This is a genomic window from Pseudoalteromonas sp. Z1A6 (assembly GCF_011378745.1).
Taxonomy (GTDB): domain Bacteria; phylum Pseudomonadota; class Gammaproteobacteria; order Enterobacterales; family Alteromonadaceae; genus Pseudoalteromonas; species Pseudoalteromonas arctica.
Genome location: NZ_WTKW01000372.1, coordinates 1 through 3,881, shown reverse-complemented (window position 1 = coordinate 3,881; position 3,881 = coordinate 1). Strand labels below are relative to the sequence as shown.

Annotated in this window: 4 protein-coding genes; 1 reads left to right on the top strand and 3 read right to left on the bottom strand. The window is 40.3% G+C overall.

Translation table 11 applies throughout. The features are described 5' to 3' along the window. Nucleotides 1-105: 105 nt before the first annotated feature. The 3 genes from GQR46_RS17295 to GQR46_RS17285 all read right to left on the bottom strand — a co-directional run bounded on the left by GQR46_RS17295 (nt 106) and on the right by GQR46_RS17285 (nt 2,484). Nucleotides 106-723 (bottom strand): glutathione S-transferase, encoded by a 618-nt coding sequence (locus GQR46_RS17295; RefSeq protein WP_165741714.1) that lies wholly within the window; start codon nt 721-723, stop codon nt 106-108. 50 nt (nt 724-773) lie between these two features. Continuing rightward, the gene (locus tag GQR46_RS17290; protein WP_165741712.1) at nt 774-1,802 is read right to left on the bottom strand and encodes an NADP-dependent oxidoreductase; all 1,029 of its coding nucleotides are present in this window, start codon (nt 1,800-1,802) and stop codon (nt 774-776) included. 181 nt (nt 1,803-1,983) lie between these two features. After that, entirely contained in the window at nt 1,984-2,484 is a 501-nt protein-coding gene (locus GQR46_RS17285; protein WP_165728773.1) for a GNAT family protein, read from the bottom strand. A 149-nt stretch (nt 2,485-2,633) separates the two neighbouring features. On the opposite strand from GQR46_RS17285, the gene GQR46_RS17280 reads away from it, so the two are divergent. Then, nucleotides 2,634-3,839, top strand: a complete 1,206-nt coding sequence (locus GQR46_RS17280; RefSeq protein WP_165741711.1) for an anhydro-N-acetylmuramic acid kinase — start codon at nt 2,634-2,636, stop codon at nt 3,837-3,839. Nucleotides 3,840-3,881 lie beyond the last annotated feature (42 nt).

Below are 3,881 nucleotides of genomic sequence, written 5' to 3'. Positions count from 1 at the left end.
TCGTTTGGATCGGTCAACCGGTCATTTTCTTAACTGATCGGCATTAGGCTAAATGCCCCTTAGTGTTACATAAAAAGATTATACAAAAAGATTATATAAAAGTAGTTAGTCGTACTTTGCTTCTAGCTCATTAGCTGTATGAAACTTCTCATGAATTTGTAATTGCTCGTCGTATTTAACGAGGTTTTTAAAGTGCGCTAATTGACCTGAGTTTTTAACTATTTCAACAATAAACGACATCATAAAATCAGCTCCCGTTAGGGTATCGCCCACTAAATAACGTTTACCTTCAAGGCGGTCGTTAAAGTAGCTAATTACTTTAGCTGTTTCAGCGTCAGCATAGCCTTCTAAAAACTGCGTTTTAGCGCCGTCTTTTAGTACAAACATTTTAAGTAAAAGCGGTAAAATTGCTGAGCTTTCTGCAAAGTGCAGCCATTGCTGGTAGTCAACATATTCAGCGGTATCTACTTTTGGAGCAAATTTACCATTGCCGTATTTAGTAATAAGGTAATCGGTAATAGCGCCTGATTCAGCAATAATTAAACCGCCATCTTCAATTACCGGTGACTTACCAAGTTGATGAATATGCTTTAATTCGTCAGGGGCTAAAAATGTGTCTTTATTACGCTGATAAGCCACAATTTCGTAGTCAACATTTAGCTCTTCTAAAAGCCAAATTACGCGTTTAGAACGTGATTTATTTAAATGGTGTAGTTTGATCATGTCAGTCCTTTTGTGGCTTGTAAGGACTTGGCCTTACAAACCGTTTAAAATTAAAGTGGGTTATTAATTTTAACCACAGTTTTACCAAAGTTTTTACCGCATATCATGTCGTTGAACGCGCCTACTGTATTTTCGATGCCTTCTACCATGTGCTCACGGTATTGAATTTTTCCGTCTTGTAGCCATTTTTGCATGTCTTGTGCAAACTCGTCGTAACGGTCGCCGTAATCATCAAAAATGATAAAGCCTTGCATTTTAATACGCTTAGTAAGCAATTGACCCATTAGCATACCTAAACGGTCTGGGCCTTCTGGCAAGCTAGTAGCGTTATATTGCGATACTAAACCACACAATGGTACGCGCGCTGCGGTATTTAGTAATGGTAGTACGGCGTCGAATACTTTACCGCCCACATTTTCGTAGTAAACATCAATGCCTTTATCACAGGCTTTTTCTAACTGCTCTGCAAAGTCATCAGCTTTGTGATCAATACAGGCATCAAACCCTAGTTTTTCAACTGCGTGTGCACATTTTTCGCTGCCACCAGCAACACCCACTACTTTACAGCCTTTAATTTTAGCTATTTGACCAACCGTTGCACCTACTGGGCCTGTTGCTGCTGCAACAACTACGGTTTCGCCTTCTTTAGGCTGGCCAATATCAAGTAAACCCATGTAAGCAGTAAAGCCAGGCATACCCATAATACCTAATGCGTATGAAGGGTTTGCAGGCTCTTTACCTAACTGCATTAAGCCTTCGCCATTGGTAATGGCGTAATCTTGCCAACCTGTGTAGGCAAGTACCCACTCGCCTTCGTTAAACTTATCGCTTTTAGACTCTTCTACTTGGCACACGGTTGCGCCAACCATTACATCGCCAATATTAACAGGGTCAGCGTACGACTTAGCATCGCTCATACGACCACGCATATACGGGTCTAGCGATAGGTAAATAGTGCGTAGTAAAACTTCGCCGTCTTTTAATGCAGGAAGCTCTACCGTTTTTAATTTAAAGTTTTCATCTGTTGGAGCGCCATTAGGGCGTGATTCAAGAGTAAGTTGGCGACTAGTCGTAGACATATAAGATCTCCTATTAATATAAATAAACTACTTACCGAATGTTTACGCTTTAAAAATCGTGATCAGCTAAACAATAATGCGCGGCTAAGCAGTATGAATATGTACAATGCGTACCTTAATAAAGGAGTTTTGGGCGGGTGGTTGATAATTCAACCTTTGCAGAGTATTTATTCTAAATGGTTTATTTTAGCTTGCTAAAAATATGGCTATTGTAAAACACCCCGTTTTTATAAATGGCCTGTTTAAGCACAGCCTCTTGCTCAAAGCCACTTTTAATAAGTGCTTTCATAGAGCCGGTATTACCAGCAAACACAGCGCCAAAAATTCTGTTTATGTGTGAGCTTGCAAACGCTTCATTGCATATAAGTTCAATAGCGCGAGTAATAATGCCTTGCCCCCAATAGGCTTTATTTAGCCAATAACCAATTTCGCCACTGTGGCTGTATTCAAATTCGCCGGGAGTTACACCAATACAGCCCGCAAATTGCCCATTTACCTCAATGGCTTTAACTGTTGCATCAATTACGCCGTTTTTTGAGCCTTGGTTTATCCACCAATCAGCATCGGCTTGCGTATAAGGAAACGGAATTTTTGACGATAAATAACGCGTTACCTGTTCATCATTTAAGGTGCTAATAATAAAAGGCGCGTCTTGGGCTTTAAACTCTCTGAGGGTGATCATATTTTTTCATAAATTTTTAGTATGCACACTAACTTAACAATCATTTAAGAGTTAAACAATCAGAACCTAAATTAAACGGTTTACGGCTATTACTTTGTTTTAAAGTCCTCTAATATAAGCAAAATATTACACCTATTTTAGATGCCATTATGCACCCTCACATTAAAGCGCTTTATAACAGCGCCCAAAAACCAAGCCGTTTAATTATTGGTTTAATGAGCGGTACCTCGTTGGACGGGCTTGATGTTGCACTGTGTAAAGTAACGGGCGCGGGCTTAAATACACACATTGAGGTTTTAAATTTTACTACTGTTGATTACAACGACGATTATAAAACTAAAATAAAGCAGGTATTTGCTAAGCGAGAATGCGATTTAGAGATTGTTACTTTACTGCACCCGTGGGTAGGTAAACTCCATGGCAATATGGTTAACCAGTGCTTAGCTAAGTGGAATATAAACCCTGCAAGTATTGATGTAATAGCAAGCCACGGGCAAACCATTTATCACTGCCCGCAGTCGCAGCATAACCACAAAAGCTTTACTAATGGCACCTTACAAATTGGCGATAGTGACCAAATAGCCGTTACTACGGGTATTACAACCATTGGTGATTTTAGACAAAAACACATAGCCGCAGGAGGCGAGGGCGCACCACTGGCTGTGTATGGCGATTATTTGTATTTTTCGAGCGCTGCTGAGAGTCGGATTTTGCTAAATATGGGCGGCATTGCTAACTTAACGTTTTTACCCAAAAATGGTGATGCAAACGGTGTGTTTAGCTCCGACATTGGCCCCGGTAATACCATTATGGATGCCTACGTACAGCAACATTTTAAAGATATGCATTATGACGATGGCGCAAAAATAGCAAAAGCAGGCAAGATAAATACACCATTATTGAATGCATTGTGTAATAACGCATTTTTTAAACTCCCAATGCCTAAAACCACAGGGCCTGAGGTATTTAACTTAGCGTATTTAAATGCTGCACAGCAGGTTACAAATACTCACCATTTAAGCCATGAAGATGTAATGGCCACCTTAAATACCTTTACTGCAACCGTTATAGCAAATGCATTAAACGAGTGTGCAGAGCGCGCACAAAATTGTGTGGTGTATGCAAGTGGTGGCGGTATTCATAACCCGTTGCTAATGGCGCAACTTACAGCGCTTTGCCCACGTATTAAGGCTTTTAAAAACACCGACGATTTAGGTATAAACCCCGACGCAAAAGAGGCTGTACTATTTGCTATTTTAGCAAACGAATGCCTAGCAGGAGAGCAGCAACACCTAAGTAATACTGCACAAGGTATTGCGGGAGTTACTATGGGTAAAGTAAGTTTTGCAGACTAGGGCGTGTTGATCTTTGTGGATTGAAATTTGTTCAATCTAGGG

What these genes read in the sequence shown, in the direction of transcription:
- GQR46_RS17295 (WP_165741714.1), bottom strand. Translation starts at nt 723, where the DNA reads ATGATCAAACTACACCATTTAAATAAATCACGTTCTAAACGCGTAATT.
- GQR46_RS17280 (WP_165741711.1), top strand. Translation starts at nt 2,634, where the DNA reads ATGCACCCTCACATTAAAGCGCTTTATAACAGCGCCCAAAAACCAAGC.
- GQR46_RS17285 (WP_165728773.1), bottom strand. Translation starts at nt 2,484, where the DNA reads ATGATCACCCTCAGAGAGTTTAAAGCCCAAGACGCGCCTTTTATTATT.
- GQR46_RS17290 (WP_165741712.1), bottom strand. Translation starts at nt 1,802, where the DNA reads ATGTCTACGACTAGTCGCCAACTTACTCTTGAATCACGCCCTAATGGC.